This window comes from Thermococcus profundus, from assembly GCF_002214585.1.
GTDB classification, from domain to species: domain Archaea; phylum Methanobacteriota_B; class Thermococci; order Thermococcales; family Thermococcaceae; genus Thermococcus; species Thermococcus profundus.
Map to the genome: position 1 here is coordinate 1445176 of NZ_CP014862.1, position 17224 is coordinate 1462399.

At 53.7% G+C, this 17224-nt stretch carries 15 protein-coding genes; 6 read left to right on the forward strand and 9 right to left on the reverse strand.

Going from position 1 to position 17224, the window contains the following annotated elements:
- Positions 1 to 103: 103 nt before the first annotated feature.
- Together A3L09_RS07825 and A3L09_RS07830 are read right to left on the reverse strand one after the other, a co-directional pair.
- Positions 104 to 1405, reverse strand: coding sequence for a uracil-xanthine permease family protein (locus tag A3L09_RS07825; RefSeq protein WP_088858415.1), 1302 nt, complete (start codon positions 1403 to 1405; stop codon positions 104 to 106).
- A 94-nt stretch (positions 1406 to 1499) separates the two neighbouring features.
- Positions 1500 to 2843, reverse strand: coding sequence for a leucine/methionine racemase (locus A3L09_RS07830; protein WP_088858416.1), 1344 nt, complete (start codon positions 2841 to 2843; stop codon positions 1500 to 1502).
- A gap of 117 nt (positions 2844 to 2960) precedes the next feature.
- Here A3L09_RS07830 and A3L09_RS07835 point away from each other — a divergent pair, with 117 nt between their 5' ends.
- The gene (locus A3L09_RS07835; protein WP_088858417.1) at positions 2961 to 3422 is read left to right on the forward strand and encodes an Lrp/AsnC family transcriptional regulator; all 462 of its coding nucleotides are present in this window, start codon (positions 2961 to 2963) and stop codon (positions 3420 to 3422) included.
- Between the two features lie 13 nt (positions 3423 to 3435).
- Here A3L09_RS07835 and A3L09_RS07840 read toward each other — a convergent pair whose 3' ends face one another.
- Together A3L09_RS07840 and hjc are read right to left on the reverse strand one after the other, a co-directional pair.
- Positions 3436 to 5214 (reverse strand): Ig-like domain-containing protein, encoded by a 1779-nt coding sequence (locus tag A3L09_RS07840; protein WP_088858418.1) that lies wholly within the window; start codon positions 5212 to 5214, stop codon positions 3436 to 3438.
- Positions 5201 to 5602 carry a Holliday junction resolvase Hjc gene (gene hjc, locus A3L09_RS07845; protein WP_088858419.1) on the reverse strand — a complete coding sequence of 134 codons (402 nt, stop codon included), beginning with the start codon at positions 5600 to 5602 and terminating at the stop codon, positions 5201 to 5203. The genes A3L09_RS07840 and hjc overlap by 14 nt, the downstream gene beginning before the upstream one ends.
- A gap of 97 nt (positions 5603 to 5699) precedes the next feature.
- Here hjc and A3L09_RS07850 point away from each other — a divergent pair, with 97 nt between their 5' ends.
- Genes A3L09_RS07850 through A3L09_RS07860 form a run of 3 tightly spaced genes read left to right on the forward strand, consistent with a single transcriptional unit; the run spans position 5700 to position 7818 of the window.
- Positions 5700 to 6221 carry a gamma carbonic anhydrase family protein gene (locus A3L09_RS07850; protein WP_088858420.1) on the forward strand — a complete coding sequence of 174 codons (522 nt, stop codon included), beginning with the start codon at positions 5700 to 5702 and terminating at the stop codon, positions 6219 to 6221.
- A 10-nt stretch (positions 6222 to 6231) separates the two neighbouring features.
- Complete coding sequence (uppS, locus tag A3L09_RS07855; protein WP_088858421.1) at positions 6232 to 7026, forward strand: polyprenyl diphosphate synthase; 795 nt, start codon at positions 6232 to 6234, stop codon at positions 7024 to 7026.
- A gap of 60 nt (positions 7027 to 7086) precedes the next feature.
- The gene (locus A3L09_RS07860) at positions 7087 to 7818 is read left to right on the forward strand and encodes a hypothetical protein (RefSeq protein ID WP_088858422.1); all 732 of its coding nucleotides are present in this window, start codon (positions 7087 to 7089) and stop codon (positions 7816 to 7818) included.
- Here the strand turns inward: A3L09_RS07860 and tgtA are convergent, their stop codons facing one another.
- Positions 7819 to 9561: a tRNA guanosine(15) transglycosylase TgtA gene (tgtA, locus tag A3L09_RS07865; RefSeq protein WP_088858423.1), complete on the reverse strand. Its 1743-nt coding sequence runs from the start codon at positions 9559 to 9561 to the stop codon at positions 7819 to 7821.
- Positions 9562 to 9602: 41 nt separating this feature from the next.
- On the reverse strand, positions 9603 to 10517 hold the full coding sequence (locus A3L09_RS07870; RefSeq protein ID WP_232473624.1) for an inorganic phosphate transporter: 915 nt from the start codon (positions 10515 to 10517) through the stop codon (positions 9603 to 9605).
- A 243-nt stretch (positions 10518 to 10760) separates the two neighbouring features.
- Here A3L09_RS07870 and A3L09_RS07875 point away from each other — a divergent pair, with 243 nt between their 5' ends.
- Complete coding sequence (locus tag A3L09_RS07875; RefSeq protein WP_088858424.1) at positions 10761 to 12968, forward strand: PQQ-binding-like beta-propeller repeat protein; 2208 nt, start codon at positions 10761 to 10763, stop codon at positions 12966 to 12968.
- A gap of 9 nt (positions 12969 to 12977) precedes the next feature.
- Positions 12978 to 14849 (forward strand): hypothetical protein, encoded by a 1872-nt coding sequence (locus tag A3L09_RS07880; protein ID WP_088858425.1) that lies wholly within the window; start codon positions 12978 to 12980, stop codon positions 14847 to 14849.
- Positions 14850 to 14868: 19 nt separating this feature from the next.
- Here A3L09_RS07880 and hmgA read toward each other — a convergent pair whose 3' ends face one another.
- The 3 genes from hmgA to A3L09_RS07895 form a co-directional block, all read right to left on the reverse strand.
- Positions 14869 to 16095 carry a hydroxymethylglutaryl-CoA reductase (NADPH) gene (gene hmgA / locus A3L09_RS07885; RefSeq protein ID WP_088859034.1) on the reverse strand — a complete coding sequence of 409 codons (1227 nt, stop codon included), beginning with the start codon at positions 16093 to 16095 and terminating at the stop codon, positions 14869 to 14871.
- A gap of 22 nt (positions 16096 to 16117) precedes the next feature.
- On the reverse strand, positions 16118 to 16861 hold the full coding sequence (locus A3L09_RS07890; protein WP_088858426.1) for a MinD/ParA family ATP-binding protein: 744 nt from the start codon (positions 16859 to 16861) through the stop codon (positions 16118 to 16120).
- A 126-nt stretch (positions 16862 to 16987) separates the two neighbouring features.
- Positions 16988 to 17200 (reverse strand): TRAM domain-containing protein, encoded by a 213-nt coding sequence (locus A3L09_RS07895; protein ID WP_088858427.1) that lies wholly within the window; start codon positions 17198 to 17200, stop codon positions 16988 to 16990.
- Positions 17201 to 17224: the final 24 nt, after the last annotated feature.

The following is a 17224-nucleotide window of genomic DNA, read 5'->3' on the forward strand; positions in this document are numbered from 1 at the left end:
CTTTAATTTAGCATCTCAAAGGGGACCCGTTCTCAGCAACCATGACGGTTTTGACCTTTTTGTGACCGCAGGGCGAAGTCCAAGAATTAAAAATGTGAGAAGTTCAGAGTATTCTCTCCAGAACCATCGCCGTTATGGCCCCTACCGCCATCCCTGACTCGAGGATGCTGGCTATCAGCTCGGGGAAGTGGGCCAGGAACTCCGGCGGGAGCTGGGGTGCGCCGAGGCCCGCTATGAGCGCCGCCGCAAGGATCAGTGTGTTCCTGTCGCTGAACTCCACCTTCTCCTTTATCAGCCTCAAACCTGTAACGCTTATCATGCCGTAGAGCGCTAGGGTGAGTCCGCCGAGAACCGGCGCAGGCATCGAGGCGAGTATTCCGGCGAACTTCGGGAGAAGGGAGAGGAACATCAGGATCACAGCACCAACCTGAACCACGTGCCTGCTGCCGACCTTTGTGAGAGCCACAACCCCTATGTTCTCGGAGTAGCTCGTCGTCCCGCAGGCTCCAAGAAGGCCAGCTATCGAGCACGCCAGCCCCTCGCTCCCTATGCCCCTGGTTATGTGCTTCCCAGTTATATCGGAGCCGGTTACCGTCGCTATAGCGTGGTAGTCGCCGACGCTCTCGATTATGCTCACCATGAACGCGAATAGGAGAATCACTATGGCGCTCGTGTCAAACACCGGCCGGCCCCAGGGAAAGAGGGTCGGGACGCTCAGAACGGGCAGGCTCTTCACGAGCCCGAAGTCTGTAAGCCCGAGTGGGATGCTAACGAGGTATCCAACCGCCGCGCCGACAACCACTGGCATCGCCTTCAGGCTCCCCTTGGCCTTTAGGGCAACGAAGACCGTCGTGAGGAACGTTACCAGGGCCACCAGGCTGGCTTTGACGAGGGTGGAACCGGAGGGGTCAGCGTAGAAGTTGAAGAAGTTCTTCACGGCGACGTTGGCCAGGCTGAAGCCTATAAGGGTTATCGTAACGCCCGTAACGAGCGGCGTGAAAAGCTTCCTGACCTTCCCTATTATCCCGAGCCAGCCTATCGCCGCCTCGATTAGGCCTCCAACTATCAGTGCACCCTGAACCGCGGCCATCCCTAGGGAAGAGCCTATCGCTATTAGTCCGGGTATGAAGGCGAAGCTCGACCCCTGGACTATCGGGTAGCGGGAACCTATCGTGGTCTGGAGCAGTGTCGCTATGCCCATCGCCAGCAGAACCGCCTGTATCATGAGCGCTATCTGGTCGCCGCTCATGCCGATGGCACCGCCGACGACGAGCGGCACCGTGACGGTCGCACCGAACATTGCAAGAACGTGCTGAAGGCCGAAAACCAAAGCCTTCGCGGGCTCAACTTTTTCCTCAACTCCAATCTTCAAAACCGGCTTCTCGATTGTCTCAACTTTTTCCATTAAAGCCCGCTCAACCTGTGTAGGAGTTTGTTTAAAAAGTTTTCGGGAGGCGCAGAAATAAACAAGGATTTGTCAAAAATTCAAAAACTCCCGACTACCAGCCCTGCACTTTCGTCAGAACGCTGTCCGGCACCTTCCCCTCTTCGACGTCGGCGATTGCCCGCTCGAGCCTGTTGAGGCCCTCGTCGAGGAGCTCCTCTTCTATCGTGAGCGGCGGCTGTATGCGGAGCACGTTTCCCTGGAGGAATGCGAGAATAAGACCCAGCTCGTAGGCGCGCCATACCACCTTCCTCGCCTCATCATAGGCCCTCTCCTTTGTTTCCCTGTCCTTCACGAGGTCGACGCCGAGCATTAAACCCAGGCCGCGGACGTCTCCTATGAGTTCGTGTTCCTCTTTCATCTTCTCCAGACGCTTCTTTGTGTATTTCCCAAGCTTCTCGGCCCTCGTTAATAAGCCTCTCTCCTCTATCTCCTCGATTACCTCCAGGGCGGCCCTGCTGGCGACGGGATTCCCACTGAGCGTGAACGCGTGGCCCAGAGGAGGGAGGGAATCCATTATCTCGGCCCTCCCGATTACCGCGCTTATCGGCAGTCCCCCGCCGAGGGGCTTTGCGAGGGTGATTATGTCCGGCTCAACGCCGAAGTGCTCTATAGCGAACCACTTCCCGGTCCGTCCCAAGCCGCTCTGGACTTCGTCGACTACGAGGAGGATCCCGTGTTCATCGAGGATCTTCTTGACCTTCCTGAAGTAATCCTCCGGCGGAACCACCATACCGGCATCGCCCTGTATGGGCTCAGCAAAGAGTGCGGCAACCCCCTCGGCATGGACCTCCCCCTCGAATTTTTCCTTCAAGTACTCCACGCACTCCATCCTGCATGTCTTCGGGGTTTTCCCGAAGGGGCAACGGTAGCAGTTCGGATAGGGGATGTAGTGGATTCCGCTGAGCTCCCCAACTTTCGAACGCACCTCAAAATCGAGACCCGTTACGCTCATGGCACCATAGGTGGAACCGTAGTAGCTCCTCAAATAGCTGAGGACTGTTCTCCTTCCAGTATAGGCTCTCGCGAACTTTATCGCACCGTCGTTTGCATCGCTACCACTCAGCCCAAAGGAGACCTTCGGCCCTCTCACCGGCACTATTTCCGCCAGCTTCTCCGCCAGGAGGAGCGGCTCCACGGGAAAGCCGTAGATGAAAGTGAAGTGCAGCAGCCGGTCGGTCTGCTCCTTAACGGCCCGGACGACCCTGGGGTTGTTGTGGCCGACGTTCTGGACGGCCGCATCGCTAAGGAAATCTATGTACTCCCTACCCTCAATGTCCCACACCTTGGCGTTCTCAGCCCTGACTCCCACGAGGGGGGTGTACGTAACCCGGGATGCCCTTGGGAAAACCCGGGAGTACCTCTCAACGACCTCCTCTTTGGTTCTGGGTATGCCCATGATCCCACCGTACTGCTATACGCGTTTGGAACTAATAGGTATTTCGCCAAAATTTTGCTGATTACGCAAAAATATTTAAATATAAAAGAACGAAACTGAAAAATTGAGGGGATAAAAATGCGCGAAAATGATGAACTTGACAACCTGGACAGACTCATACTCCGGATCCTTCAGGATGACGGAAGGGCCAGCTACTCGGAGATAGCAAGGAGACTCAAGGTGCCCGAATCGACGGTCAGACTGAGGGTAAAACGGCTGGTGGAAAGGGGAGTCATAAGGCGGTTCTCCGCGCTGATCAATCCATTTAAAGCTGGATATTCAATAGTAGCGTTCATAGCCGTGGATGCAGAGCCGAGCAGGGTGAAGAAAGTGGCGGAAGAGCTGAGCGAACTGCCAGAGGTGGACGTCCTGGGCATAGCCACCGGTGCCCACGACATCCTGATGCAGGTAACCGTGAGAGACCTCAAGGAACTTGAAAACTTCCTCATAGAGAAGCTGGGCCGGATCGAAGGCATAAGAAGTACCGAAACTTCGATCCTGACGAGCGTGAGGAAGTGGGGTTACGCCAGGGTTTTTTGAGAAAAAAGAAACTTCAGCCGAGGACAACCTGGAGAACCGCTTCCTCCCCCGGCTTCAGCTCCTCAACTTCCCACACGACCTTGGAGCCCTCAATCATGGCCTTCCCCTTCGTCGCCCTGACTTCAACGGCGTTCATTCCCCTCTCCCACCTGAAGCCCCTGAGGGAAACGAGGCGGGGTGCCCTGAGCTTGACGAAGTAGTACCTCCCGAGCTCCTCCTCAATGACGTGCGGCCTCATGAAGGCCAGATAGGAACTTCCTCCCCCTATCGCTATGGATAGAACGAGTACGAGTACCTCCCATGCTGAGGGGCCTTTCCTCGACTCCCCAACCGGACTTGCCTCGGCCGTTGATGTAGTGGAGGTCGTTTCCTCCGGAGCAGTGGTCGTCGTGGGGGATGTCGTGCTGTGGGCCTCTGGGAGGGTAAGCGTTCTGTTGTCTCCAATATATCCCCGAGCTTTCGCGCTTATTGAGACCGTCCCGTGGCCGAGTTTACTCAGAGGAATGAGGAGAGTGCCGTTCTCATCCGTCACAAAAGTAAGCTCCCCTGAAGCCGTTGCAATGCTGACGGTTGTGTTGGGAACCGGGTTCCCGTTGGAGTCCTTAACTACTATGGACAGCCTATCCCCCCGAATCTCGGGGATGACGAAGAGCTTCCCCACCTGGATGAAGGTTTTTTCAATTCCCTCCCCAAGGTGAAGCACGATCTCGTACACACCCGGCTGGTTTACTGGGAAGTGGATCACGCCGTTGTGATCCGTTGTGGCATTCTGACCGTTGATTTCGACGAGTATTCCAGATGCAGGGGTTCCGTTCTCATAGAGAACCCTGACGTTTATCCTTCCATCGCCGTACCAGAGCTCGTATTTGTAGTGCCACTCAACCTTCACGGTCTCTTCCTTCGTAATCCCGTCCAGGTTGAGCCGGACGGTGTAGAGTCCCTGCCTCTCCGGCACGAAGACGGCCTTTCCGTCTTCATCAGTAAACAGCGTCGTCCCGTTTATCTGAACCTCAACACCCTTCGCGGGAGTTCCGTTGGCAAAGTACACCCCTACGAGGATTTTTCCGTTCTTAAACTCCACAGAATAAGTGTAGTGCCTCGGCAGAACCTGGAAATCTCTGGTGAGGTTCCTCACGACTCCCGAGAGATTGGCAGAGACGAAAAGGGTGTAGTTCCCAATTTTAGCCTCGGGGATTATGAGCTTGTGGGTCCACGTTTCCTCCGGCTGAAGCCCAATTTCAGTCTGGTACTTCATGACAGCCTCTCCGTCCCTCATAATCATCGCCGTGATGGGCCCTGCGATCATATCGTTGGAGTAAGAGGTGGCCGAGACGTGTATGGAGATATCGGACCCATACGTGTAGGGGCCATTGGCATCGGTTGAGAGGGAGTACTGCACAAGCTTTTCAACCATTATCGTGATGTTCCGCCCCACTGAGAAGTTGCCCCACGTTCCAACGAGTTCTGCAGTGTAGTTCCCGGAAGGGAGAAACGGAACTTTAAGACTCAGATCAGCGACCGTGCTCTCAAAGGGACCGATGGAGAGAGTCCGGTTGACCACGTAACTGCCGGCGTGGGTTTCCCACACAACCGAGAGTGTGAGGTTGGTGAGGCTCTCGCCGCGGAGGTTGGCAACCCTCACGGGAATACTCACGAGGCTTCCCGGAAGGACGCTCACGACGTCCTTTACCGGGGCCATCTCAAAAGGCGGCGACTGTGCGGCCTCTCCGAAGGGTATAGGGAGAACCGAAGCCACGAGCAGGACGGCAAGGATGAGTCTAACTCCCCTCACTCTTCAGCACCCCCAGAAGGGTTTTCTGAATTCCGAGAGCCTCATCGAGGGTCATGCCCCCATCCGAGTAGCTCACTCTATAGGTCTTCCCGGCCTTCACGAGCCTATCTGGCTCAAAAAACCTCCACTCCCGGTTTACGAACTTTACAGCGAGAAAAGCCCTGCCTCCAAACTTCTTTGAGAAAGCGCTCAGCTTCTCGATATCCTCCTCACTCAGGTAGAGCCTGTCCGAATGCGTGCTCTTCACCTCTATGCAGAGGTAGAGCTTTCCGTTGCCCGCTACTATGTCCACCTTCTTACTCCCCGCTGAGCGGATCACCGCAAAGCCCCTCTCCTCAAGCCTGTGGATAAGCTCCCTCTCCGCGCTGGCACCCCTTCTGTATTTCATGGCCACAACCCGTTATACTCTGGGGCGGGAGCTTATATAGTTGTTCCCAGGTTATCTTTATAAACCACCCCTCAAACCCTCTCTGGAGGTGGTTTGGATGCCTATTTACGCGCTGGGTGAGAAGAAGCCCAAAATTCACGAGACGGCTTTCATCGACGAGAGTGCCTCGGTAATCGGCGACGTCGTCCTTGAGGAGAAGACGAGCGTCTGGCCCTCCGCCGTTCTCCGCGGGGATATAGAGCAGATCTACATCGGCTGCTGTTCCAACGTCCAGGACAACGTCAGCATACACACTTCCCACGGCCTCCCAACAAAGGTTGGGAAGTACGTGACCATCGGCCACAACGCCGTAGTCCACGGGGCCACCATAGACGACTACGTCATAATCGGAATGGGCGCGGTGATCCTCGACGGTGCCAAGATAGGGAAGCATGTGATAATCGGTGCAGGGGCTCTGGTTCCCCCCAACAAGGAGATTCCAGACTACAGCCTCGTTGTCGGCGTCCCCGGAAAGGTCGTTAGACAGCTCAGCGAGGAAGAGGTAGAGTGGACGAAGAAGAACGCGGAGATATACATGGAGCTGGCAAAACTCCATCTTGAGAAGAGGAAGAGACTGTAAGGGGTTGGAGATGTTCTACCGTCTGATCTCAAAGGTTCCCCCCCTTATTTTTAAACCGGTTTATGACCTCTACGAGTCGTACCTACTGGAGAAGGTCAAATCCGGAAACATACCGAGGCACGTGGCCATAATCATGGACGGAAACCGGCGGTGGGCAAAGAAGCTTGAGAAGCCTCCCTGGTACGGTCACCTCTTCGGGTCCAACAAGCTTGAAGAGATTCTCGAATGGTGCCGTGAACTGGGGATAAGAACGCTTACTGCCTACGCTTTCTCAACGGAGAACTTCAAGCGCTCTCCAGAGGAGGTAAACGCTCTCATGAACCTCTTCGAGAAAAAGTTCAGGGAGCTGGTCAGCGACGAGAGGGTTCACAAGTACGGCATCAGGGTAAACGTCATCGGGAGAAAGGAGCTCCTCCCTGAGAACGTTAGGGAGGCCGCTGAAGAGGCCGAGAGAGCCACCAAAAAGTACAGCAACTACACCCTGAACCTGGCCATAGCCTACGGCGGAAGGAGCGAGATAACCGATGCAGTCAGGGAGATAGTTCAGGATGCCCTTAGGGGACGGATAAAGCCGGAGGAGATAGATGAGGATCTGATAAAGCGCTACCTGTACCACCCGAACATGCCCGATCCTGACATAGTAATAAGAACCGGTGGCGAGATAAGGATAAGCAACTTCCTGCTGTACCAGATAGCCTACAGCGAGCTCTTCTTCGTCGACGTCTATTTCCCTGAATTCAGGAAGATAGACTTCCTGAGGATAATAAGGGAGTACCAGAAGAGGCAGAGAAGGTTTGGAAGGTAAGCGCAGGGCTAGGGGAGAGCTTGTAATCGTTAGGCTGTGGATTATAATCCGGTGGTCACCATGAAAGGCATAAAAACGGTAGCCCTTGTCTCCGCAGTCGTGATCTTCATCGCCACAGCGGCCACTTGGGCGTTTACCCACGACGTCAACAGCACACTCATTGTTCTGACCCTCGCCTCTACAATAGCGACGGTAATGATGGCGGTTACAATCTACGAGCTGGATATAGCGATAAAGGAGCTCAATTTCGAGGCAGTTTCCGCAACCTACGGCATGATGGACGAATCGCTAAAGGACAAGCTTCGCAAAATCCGCTCATGGTGGGACCAGGAGAACGGAAAGATGTGCCTTCCAGTGGAGGAGTTCATGAAGGACAATGAAAAAAGGAAAATCGTAGGCGAAGCAAGCAAAATCCTGAATCGCGTGGGATATTTTGTTTACAGAGAGTTCGTGGGGGATTGGTTCATCCAGGAGCAGTATGGGGGGTTAATATTGGATTCCTTCCTGGCAATGAGGCCCTACCTCAAGGCCCTCCGTGACGAAGCCGAGTGCAGGGAGGGCGAAGGAAGTGAAAATGAAAAGTGCACCAATGGGCCGTGGTTCATACGGCGCTTCTATCTGCTCCTGGTTGTGATAAGCTACGTCTATCTCTGCGAGAATTTCCCGGAGCAGTGCCGCGGAATCTTTGAAAAATACGGAATGAACGTAGAAAAGCCAGTCCCAAAAGGATGGCTGCATCGGGAAATACGGGAATGGCTCAGAAGAAAGGGATACTGGGAGTACCTTGCATGACTACTTCTCCACTCCCCTTCTAACCTTCACGGCAAGCCCCTGCTGAAATACCCTCAGCTCTTCGCCGTTCAGGAGCGTCTGGCCCGTCGCCAGGAGTTCATCGTTCTTGTTGACGACCAGAACCTCGTCGTAGGGCCTAATGTTTGGATCCGCATCAACGACGAACTTGGCGAAGACGTTCTTTCCCTTCCTGGCGAATGGCTCCGCGTCTTCATCGACCACAACGCGCATCCTCGGGAACGGGAGGACTTCATGGAGCCTCCTGGCCCCTTCAATGCCGAGCGTCAGCAGGCCGTCTTCTGCTCTAAACGTGGCGAGGTGCTTGCCTCTGGCTTTTATCTGCCGTGGCATCCCGGTCTTTCTGGAAAGTTCTACGAAGGCATCCTTGAACGCCTCACCTGCCCCCTCTCCAAACTGGTACTCGGCTATCGCCATTACGTAGTTCCTCGCCTCTTCCTTTGATGGCCTTTCTATGGTAAAGTCTTCCTCGCCCTCACTCTGGGCGAAGGGATAGCTCAAGCCTAGGTACTTAGGTATTTCCCCGAATATTGGGTGATTAATCGTTTCAGGGAACTTGACCTTAACTCGTCCGGCCCTCTCCCTCGCCCTCACTGCCGTTGGCCACTTCAAAGCCTCTTCGCTCACCTTGAAGAAGGCGCTAGCTTTGGTTACAGGCTCGTTCTTCTCAAGGTACTCCCTGTACTCCAGCAGCCTCTTGTATGCCGCGTAGAGCTTCGGATGACCCCTCGCGCGCTCGTCAACCAGCTCCCACAACGTTCCCTCCTTTATCGCCTGCTTCACCCTGTTGAGTTCTTCCTTAATCACCCAGAGGTTGTGCAGAGCTAGAAGCCTTGTTCGCTCTTCCTTCGGCATCTCGCGGAGCTCCTGCGGTGTGTAGCGGGAGCAGACGGGACAGGAGCACGGGAAGTACTCAAGCTCCTCCAGCCTCTTTGTCCCTTCTGGAGTTAGATAGCGGTCGTCCTTGGCGTAGAGGGCGTAGCTGGCCGAATCGAAGAGGTCTATACCCATCGCGACGGCCAAGGCGAAGATCATCGGATGGCCGGCGCCGAAGAGGTGAACCGGCCTGTCTGGCCTGAGGCCCTGCTTTGAAGCGATTACAACGTCCACCAAATCCTTGTAACGGTAGCCCTCCATAAGGGGGACCACAGCGCCGATCGGGTGTATCTCGAAGTTCATCTTGCTAAGTTCTCTCGCGGCGTACGTCCTGAGGTCTGGATAGGTCGACCCCTGAACCGCGGCGTTCATGGCTATCTCCTTGATCCCCTCCGCTTCCTTTGCCCTCTCCAGCGTTATCCTGAGGTCTTCCTCCGCCTTCTCCCTCGGAGTGTCCGGCGGCGTTGGGATGTCAAGGAAGGTGCCGATATCGACGCCGATATCGTGCTGGAACCTCACTATCTCGCCGTTGGTGACCTCGACACCCCCGTAGCGCATGAGCTGGAAGGAGCCGGAGTCGACCTCGATTATCCCGTCGTAGTCGAGTAGTTTATGAATCCCCTCTTCCAGCGCCCTCTCCCTGAGTTCGGGGGTTTTGTAGATGATGTAGGAGTTGGTTATGACCATCCCAAAGCCCATCTCTTTGAGCTCTTTCGGAGCTACGATGAGCTGTTTGGGGTTTATTACCGGCATTATGGCGGGGGTTTCTATGGTCTTCCCGTTTACGGTCAGCTTCCCAATCCTTCCCGCGGCGTCTCGCGCCTTAACCTCGAATCTGAAATCAGCCATTTTCTCACCCCCTCTAATTTGGTGGAGCCCTTTAAAAAGCTTCAAAGGATTGCGAACAGCTTGACGAGCAGAAAAGCTAAAAGCCCTGCCCCAAGGGGAGCCGTTATCCATCCTCTAAGAATCCCTTTCAGGGCCTTTTTGTTGACCGGACCACCCTTGTAGAGACTCACACCCGATATGGCGCCCACTATGGCCTGACCTGAGCTTACGGGAATCCCAAAGAGGTTGGCAATTGTAACTGCTAGGGCCGCTCCCATCTGGGCCGAGAAGCCGGATGTCGGACCGAGGGGAGCTAGATCCTTCCCAACGGTCATCATAACCTCGTAGCTGAACGTCAGCGCACCCAGCCCAAGGGCTAGAGCCAGAAGGATCCTCGCAGATGACCCGCCGTCCGCGAGGCCTATCACGTTGGCCAGCTCGTTGGTCCCGAGGTTGAATGAGGCATAGGCGGCCGCTATGAAAGCGAGCCACTTCTGTGTCAGCTCCAGAGTCCCGAGGTGTTTGATCCTGTTGAGAATCATCTTGTAGAGCGCATATATGGCTATGGAGAGGGCCCCCGCCAGAGCCGGCGAGATCACCCAAGTCAGGACGATTTTACCAACTACATACCAGTTAACGGGGAGATCCGATGCGAGTGAAGCTCCAACGAGAGCCCCTATTATCGCCTGAGTGGTAGAGATGGGGTTCCCCCAGAGGCTTGCGAGGGTGACCGCGGAGGCAGCGCTGAAGAGGACCAGTCCTAGGGATAACCAGCCCATACCCCCGGCTAACCCGCTCACCGTGTTGGAAACCCCGGAACCGCCCAGTATGGCGCCCATGGTTACGAACACGGCTATTATAAGCACAGCCCTTTTGAAGCCGATTATTCCGGAGCCCACGGCGGTTCCGACTGCCTTTGCACTGTCGTTTGCCCCTATCGCCCACGCCATAAAGAGGGCAGTCGCTGTCACCAGCATCGCTATCACTATATTCTACCTGCTGACCAATAGTCTATATAGTCTATGTAGCACTGCTGTGATCATTTAAAAGGGTTGCGGTGGACCCTTGGGGATGATAACCCAGCTTCAAAAGGGGAGTTCATTCGGGGAAAGCAAAAATACGCGCTCAATCGAGGGCGAATTAATACATGCACCCCTATCCGCACATATTTTCTTCGATAGTTTTAAATTCCCTACGTACGATTTCTTGCGGTGGTCAAAATGATCAGGAAGGAAAAAATCTACGGTCTAGTAATTTTTACGATCCTGATTTTAGAGCTATCAACGATTCCGTACTCCCTAGCCTACGGAGATAAACTCTGGGAAGGAACCCTCAGCGAGGTGAAGATTAATGTAGGCCAAGCCTCCATCCCCCAGAACTGGATAACCTACGCGGCGGGCAATGAATTCTTTGTGATAGGCGTCGATAACACTGTCTTCCTTTATTCGATCAACGGTACTCTTCTGTGGAAGAACAGCTTCGATTCCCTCAATTCAACGGGCGTTATAACCTCCATCGCCGTTCAAGGTAATACCATAGCACTGTCGGTGGACTCTGGTGCTTATGGCCGCGGAAGTCTGCTCTACCTTCTAAACGCCACTTCCGGTTCAGTTATCTGGGAGAGGAAAACGGCACCCGCAGGATCGTCATACTATTCTGACGTCAGGTACTTCCCCAACTTAATAACAGTGAGCGTGAGCGAGTGGGAAATGCTCCCCAATGGATTCAGAGAGTACGTTCTAGCGTACGATCCAAATGGAAACCTTCTCTGGAACTTCACAGTCCCAAAGGGGAACTTCCCGGTGGTTTCAGTGGCGGACGTAGAGGCAGATGACAAAAACGTTTTTCTGCTTGCCAGCTACGTATCTTCATTAGAACCCCCCGTTGAATTTAACAACCGCTCGTCAACACTGTTTGTGCTGGCTCGCGATTCTGGGGAATTGGTGAGGAGAATAGATTTCGACAATTGGCACGCCAGTGATTTAAGCCTCACCAAAAACGCTATCGTGGTGGCACTGTATCAACTCGTGAACGGAACAAGCATTAAGGGGATCTCCGATTTGGTGGGGCTCTCGTACACCGGAAACATGCTCTGGAACATTACTCTCCCAGGCTTGGTTGCGCTCGATTCCTCCCCGTACGATGACTACATTGCAGTTACCCTAAACAACGTTACCATTAACTTCTTCCCATACTCGAATATAACATCGAAAGGAAGCTATCTCCTACTGATAAAGGACAATGGAACGATAATCGGGTGCGATTTTCCCCATGAGGACTACAACGGAACCAGATACCCACATATCGAGAGTGCCCCTGTTCTGCTCCCAAATACGGGTATGATTTTTACAGCAGAATACCTCACGCGTGGTAAAAGTCTCATGCACCATAATGTTTGGACAAGGGATTGTCCCTCTGAATGTAAACAATTCTTAGACAAAAAATGTAGTGGATATGGTTTTGGATTTGGAGGAAGTGGTTCAATTTCAGGGGGACCATTCTTCGCCCCAGGAGAAAACATTCCAATGTTCAAACCCCTGCTAAGCCCAAACAAAGAGTACCTTCTCTATCTAACAAGAGACGGGGACAGGATTCACGCACTACTATTGAAGACACATGGAATAATTTCGCTAAACGTGCCCCAGTTCTCGGGTCTGAAGGTTAGAATACCTGGAAGTATAATATTTGATTGGGATCTTCATTCACCAGTCTCTTACTGGAGTCTGCCCTGGGGCAATTACACCCTCGAACTCCTCAATGGAACGGAAGTTGTGTATTCAACCACGTTTACACTGAAACCCGACTCTTACACTGAAATCTTCGTTCCATTTGGAAAGCCATTGAAGGAGATACCGCATAAAACTGAATCAGTATCACTGAACGAAACCAAGGTCACCTTCAACGCAACCACGGAGATATACCGGATTGAGGAAGGAGGAAAACCGGCTTACTACATCAACCACAGGGTAAATGTCCTGAAGGTGGAAGGAGACGTTGAGGCGCTCAGAATCATCTTCAACGTGAGCAAGGAGATAGCCCACGACGTCAGCAAGATGAGGCTTCCACCTTCGGCAATAATAATCCAGAGGGAGCCCGTTATAGCATTCGACATAAAGGATCCCAAGGAAGGGAAGGAGTACTCCAAGGGATTCGAGGTTCTCACCAACGCCACCCCCGAGGAAGTGGCCAAGGGGATCATAGTTGAGCACACGGTGATCACCGGAAGCGAGAAAAAAGCCGGACTTTCCCTCGAAGGGGTTAGTCCGCATTCAAACACCACTTCAACTACAACCACCACAACTACTGAAGAGAACAAGGGGGGCACCACTCAGAAAGCCAGTAACAGCAGAACTCCCTACATCCTCGTAGGGCTGGTAGGTCTCGGTGCCCTTGGAGTGTGGCTTTACAGAGGGAAGGGGAAAAAGTGAGGGAAGGCCATGGGCATACCCCTTCTTAACTTCGGCGAAAGGGAGGCGGTGGATGCATCACTCATCGCCCAGGCCATTGGCTTCGCCCTCTACATTCTTTCGTTTTTCGGGTTCCAGATCACCTCACTCTACGTGGATATAGCCCTGCGCATAACTGGACTCTTCCTCGTGTACTCCCTCCTTTCCGAGTTCCTCGGAGATGAAATGAAGATCAAAATAAACCTCCTCCCGCTCTACGTTATAATGCTCTTGACCCAGATAAACCCGATACTCCGCTCGTACTTTCCGCAGGAGGTTCTGATCAGATACGCCGGGATACTCAACGATACCGTCCTCGTGGCGGTCTTCGTTCTCCTTCCCCTGTACCTGTACCTCTCGGGCCTCTGCCTTAATGGAGGAGTGAAGGTGTTTCTCTTCACAGTCATAGTGGCCTACCCAGTTGCCCAACTCTACGACCTATTTGTGAGCAACATCGTTTCCTTCCTAGCAGTTGTATACTTGGCGTATGCTCTCCTTCTACACGTCCCCCGAGGGAAGAAGAGCCCCTGGACGGCCCTCAAACAGACAATCCAGTTCGATGACCTATTCGTGGATGTTTTTCTGGACGTTGCCTCAAGGATGGACAGGAAGTTCTTCCTGGTGTACTCACTCCTCCTCTTCTACCTAACAGCGGACATGATCCTCTACGTTTTTCCGGCAATAACTGGCTATGGAAGACAGGACTGGTACATGAGAATGCTCGATCTGAGCTATCCCCGGATTGAAAACGCTCCTTGGACCCTCTTCTCCACTGTCGCACTCCTCATCATCCTCGCATATCCCCTCCTCCCAGATAGAATCGGTAAAAGAACCGAAACGATGATACTGACATCACCCCTAGCGGTGCTTTTCCTCCTCTTCCCGCCCATAGACGTTAGAACCCTAATAAACCCGAACGCATACGGGGTAGTTCTTGAGATTAAAAGCCCAGCATTTCACCCTGCCCTTTTTACAGGAGCGGTGCTGTTTATGTGGGTGTTTCTGGCCCTCATAGGGCCCAAGGCCGGGGATGGAGTCCTCAAGCTGGTGGCTCTTTCATTCATGCTCCGCTACACCGCGGGCTACACCCTGTCAACCTTTTTGCACATTTGGACATGGTACATGCACAAACCCCTCTACGCACTGCTGGCAGGAATACTGGGAATTTCATACGCCGCCATTGGAGTCTACACCCTCGGGAGAACAGTCAGGGAGATCTTGCTGAACTCAAAGAGCACCAGGGTCATGCTCCTCCCGCTGGGGGTCATCTTCTTCGCAACATACCCAGGGAGCGTTTATTCCCGGATCTTTGCGTACCTTCTGATAGGCACACCCCTTCTCTCGGTTGTCTGGCAGGGAGAGGATTTCGACCTCAATGCATACATCGGAATGTGGACGGCCGCCCTATACGCCGTCTCGGTGATACTGCTTCAAAGCCCAGCGGTTCTCGCCCTTACAGTAGTGTCGTCGTTGATTTATTTCAGAACGGGCCCCCTGAGAGAGATCGCACTGTCAAACAGCAAGCCCCCTGTATCTGCGGTCCTCTTAATAGCTGGTATCCTGGGGGCCTACCCCCTCAGGCTCAACCCCGCAGACACCCTACCAATAATCATGATCGGAGGCGCCTTCGTGGAAAACATGGTCATAAAGCCCTCCCTGGTGCGGGAGTTGGAACCCCTGGAGCGGGTGGCGTGGGGAGCGTTGTTGGCTATCGCATACTCGGCGGCTTTAGGTTCCTCCGTAACCGCGGGGGCGGTGCTTTTCGTGTATTTCCTTCTGGAGTCATACTATATGTCCAGGAAAAGAGGATGGGAGCAGGCATTTGGAGCCCGGCTTCTCATGGGGATAGCGGCTCTAGCATGAGGATAAGAAGAGAGGGGAATCAGCGCCCAAGCTCCTTGTGGGCCTTCGCCAAATGCTTCGCCGCTATCGCCGCAAGGAGTGAGAGCTCGCCCGCCAAAACTGCCCCGGCAACTATCTCGGCGAACTTCTTGGCGTTAGTTCCCGGAGGATCCCCACCGCCGGCAACGCCCATAATCGAGAGCGCTTCCCTCTGTGTTGGAACCCTCGTTCCTCCTCCGACGGTTCCGATCTCAAGGCTCGGCATTGTTATGCTTATGTAGAGGTCTCCCTCAGGTGTGACTTCTGCTAAGGTTATGCCATGGGAGCCCTCGGTTATCTGCGCTTCGTCCTGGCCGGTTGCGAGGAATATAGCCCCAACTATGTTTCCAAAGTGGGCGTTAAAGCCGTAGGAACCGGCCTGCGCTGAACCGACGAGGTTCTTGCGGTAGTTCACCTCAGCTATGAGTTCAGGCGTTGTTTTCAACTTTTTCTCGACGATCTCCCTTGGAATCACTGCCTCAGCTATGACGGTTTTGCCCCTCCCCAAAAGGAAGTTTGCAGCGTTTGGCTTCTTGTCAACGCACAGGTTGCCGGAGAGGGCCAGATACTTCACATCGGGGAACTCCTCCTCGATTGCCTTCATGATCTCCTCGCTCGAGATGGTTACCATGTTCATTCCCATAGCGTCGCCGGTCTCGAATTCAAAGCGGAGGTAGAGGTTGTTGCCGACGATGAAGGGCTTAACCCCCCTAAGCTTTCCGTGCCTGGTGACCTTACTCACGGCCTTCTCCTGAAGGTAGTCGAGGTTGTTCTTCACCCACTCTGCAACCTCCCTTGCCCTTCTAGCGTCGGGACACTTGAGGAGTGGTGCCCTCGTCATCTTGTCGTCTATGAGCGTGGTTTTAACGCCCCCAGCGGCAGTTAGAGCGGAGCAACCGCGGTTGACGCTTGCAACCAGTGCACCCTCCGTTGTGGCGAGCGGAACGTAGAACTCTCCTTTGGCGTATTCTCCGTTTATCCTAAGCGGCCCGGCAACTCCCATCGGTATCTGGACGACGCCTATCATGTTTTCGATGTTCTTGCCAATGAGTTTGTTCGGGTCTACCGAGTAGTGCCCGATGTTCTCGAGGCTTATTCCGAACTTCTTCTCGAGGGCCTTTCTCCTTATTTCAGTGGCGAGCTTTTTGTCGCCGTCCGTGTACTTCTCGACCTGGTGGAGCTTTATCTCCCCATTCGCTACCTTCTCGACCAGTTCCTCGAAACTCATCTCCATGGAAACACCCCCAAAATCAGCCGAAGATCCAGCTCTCAAGCACCTCCCCGGCCTCAGCGAAGGCCAGAGCTGCATCACTCTTGGGCCTGTAAACGAGAACCGGAATACCAACGTTTATTGATTCAGGAACGGCCTCGTCAAAGGGCACCCACCCCAGAACTGGAACACCGACATCGTTTTCAATAACGTCGATTATCTTATCCACCACGTCGGCCGATTCCCTGACCTTGTTGAGAACAACGCCTATTTTAAGCCCGTATTCCTCTCCCAGGGCTTTGAGTTTGTTAACCTCGTTCTCAACCATCGTCTCAAAGGAGTATATAGGAGATCTCTCGATCTCGACTACTATAATCTGGTAATCTGCAACTTCGAAGGTGGGGAGGGTATCGAAGGGAACGCCCGTAGGGGAATCAACGAACACAACGCCGAACTTGTACTTAATCCTCTCAACGAGATCCCTAAGGCCCTGAGGGGAGATGCCGATAACATCGTGGAGATTCGAGCTTCCGGGCATCACATAGACCCCGGTCTCTTTGTGTTTGTAGATGGCCCACTCGGGATCCAGGCTGGGATCCCGCAGTATTGAGTGAACGGTGTACTTGACGTTGTCTATTCCAAAATGGAAGCCGAGGTTGGGGAGGTAGAGATCTCCATCGATCGCCAGAACTCGGTATTCCCCTCGGGCGAGATAGGCGCTCAAATTGGCGGTGGTCGTCGTCTTTCCTGCTCCGCCCCTGCCCGTCATTACTATTACTGCCATCTCTTTCCCTCCACCCTCTAAGTTCTCGAAATTCTGTTTTATTAACTTTTCCACCATTTGGGCGGAAGTTGGGGCCAGCGCGGGGATGTAAAAACAAAGAAAACCGAAGGAATACCAAGAACTGACTCATCCGACCACTTCGGCAAAGGCAAAGCGCTCTTTCACGTTCTTTATCTCGATCTCAACCTCATCCCCAACCTCTGTTCTGGGAACAAATACAACAAAGCCCCTGATCCTGGCAATCCCATCTCCGCCCCTTCCAAGGGACTCAATCCTTACCCTGTAGTGCTCCCCCCGCTTGACTGGGGGCTTCCTGCTCTGAAATCCGTTCCTCTCCAATTCAGACACCACCCAAGCGATGTC

What these genes read in the sequence shown, in the direction of transcription:
- A3L09_RS07825 (WP_088858415.1), bottom strand. Translation starts at nt 1,405, where the DNA reads ATGGAAAAAGTTGAGACAATCGAGAAGCCGGTTTTGAAGATTGGAGTT.
- A3L09_RS07830 (WP_088858416.1), bottom strand. Translation starts at nt 2,843, where the DNA reads ATGGGCATACCCAGAACCAAAGAGGAGGTCGTTGAGAGGTACTCCCGG.
- A3L09_RS07835 (WP_088858417.1), top strand. Translation starts at nt 2,961, where the DNA reads ATGCGCGAAAATGATGAACTTGACAACCTGGACAGACTCATACTCCGG.
- hjc (WP_088858419.1), bottom strand. Translation starts at nt 5,602, where the DNA reads ATGAAATACAGAAGGGGTGCCAGCGCGGAGAGGGAGCTTATCCACAGG.
- A3L09_RS07850 (WP_088858420.1), top strand. Translation starts at nt 5,700, where the DNA reads ATGCCTATTTACGCGCTGGGTGAGAAGAAGCCCAAAATTCACGAGACG.
- uppS (WP_088858421.1), top strand. Translation starts at nt 6,232, where the DNA reads ATGTTCTACCGTCTGATCTCAAAGGTTCCCCCCCTTATTTTTAAACCG.
- A3L09_RS07860 (WP_088858422.1), top strand. Translation starts at nt 7,087, where the DNA reads ATGAAAGGCATAAAAACGGTAGCCCTTGTCTCCGCAGTCGTGATCTTC.
- tgtA (WP_088858423.1), bottom strand. Translation starts at nt 9,561, where the DNA reads ATGGCTGATTTCAGATTCGAGGTTAAGGCGCGAGACGCCGCGGGAAGG.
- A3L09_RS07870 (WP_232473624.1), bottom strand. Translation starts at nt 10,517, where the DNA reads ATGCTGGTGACAGCGACTGCCCTCTTTATGGCGTGGGCGATAGGGGCA.
- A3L09_RS07875 (WP_088858424.1), top strand. Translation starts at nt 10,761, where the DNA reads ATGATCAGGAAGGAAAAAATCTACGGTCTAGTAATTTTTACGATCCTG.
- A3L09_RS07880 (WP_088858425.1), top strand. Translation starts at nt 12,978, where the DNA reads ATGGGCATACCCCTTCTTAACTTCGGCGAAAGGGAGGCGGTGGATGCA.
- hmgA (WP_088859034.1), bottom strand. Translation starts at nt 16,095, where the DNA reads ATGAGTTTCGAGGAACTGGTCGAGAAGGTAGCGAATGGGGAGATAAAG.
- A3L09_RS07890 (WP_088858426.1), bottom strand. Translation starts at nt 16,861, where the DNA reads ATGGCAGTAATAGTAATGACGGGCAGGGGCGGAGCAGGAAAGACGACG.